We start from the raw sequence: 453 nt of genomic DNA, 5'->3' as shown, positions 1-453 counted from the left end.
TGGTAGAGGTTCCAGGTAAAGGAATCATAGTTGTCGATAAGCAGGATCATGGCGGCTCCGAATCAGTAGAACCGTACTATTTTACTCAGTTTCGCGAGCTTCGCTTATCGCTTTCTGAAAAATCGCCTGCAAGGCGGAGAGGTCGCCCATCGCGCCGCTCTGGTTCGCCTGCTTCCATGTTTCAACCGCAATACCTTGCCAACTCAGCGCGTAGCCTGCATGTAGCGCCAGCTGTTCAAAGAAGATGCGCTGCGCCAGCCCACTCCCCAAACGAAAGGGGTGGAGTACGTTAATTTCGCAGTAGTAATGCGCCAGCCGCTCGACAAACTTTTCATGCGCCAGACCGACCAGGTAGCCCTCCTCTTCCAGATCCTGCATCAGGGCATTGCCCTCTTTTTCGATATAGGCAAAGTGGCAGAAACGGGTATCGCCCTGATAAATATCGACCTCCCG

At 53.2% G+C, this 453-nt stretch carries 1 protein-coding gene; it reads right to left on the bottom strand.

Annotated features, from left to right (window positions below; genetic code table 11):
• Positions 1-81: 81 nt before the first annotated feature.
• The coding region (locus F7Q90_RS26035) for a putative adenosine monophosphate-protein transferase Fic (RefSeq protein ID WP_151161206.1) at positions 82-453 on the bottom strand (372 nt) is incomplete at its 5' end.

Source organism: Pantoea stewartii subsp. stewartii, from assembly GCF_008801695.1.
Taxonomy (GTDB): Bacteria; Pseudomonadota; Gammaproteobacteria; order Enterobacterales; family Enterobacteriaceae; genus Pantoea; species Pantoea stewartii.
This window is presented reverse-complemented; position numbering and strand designations above follow the sequence as displayed.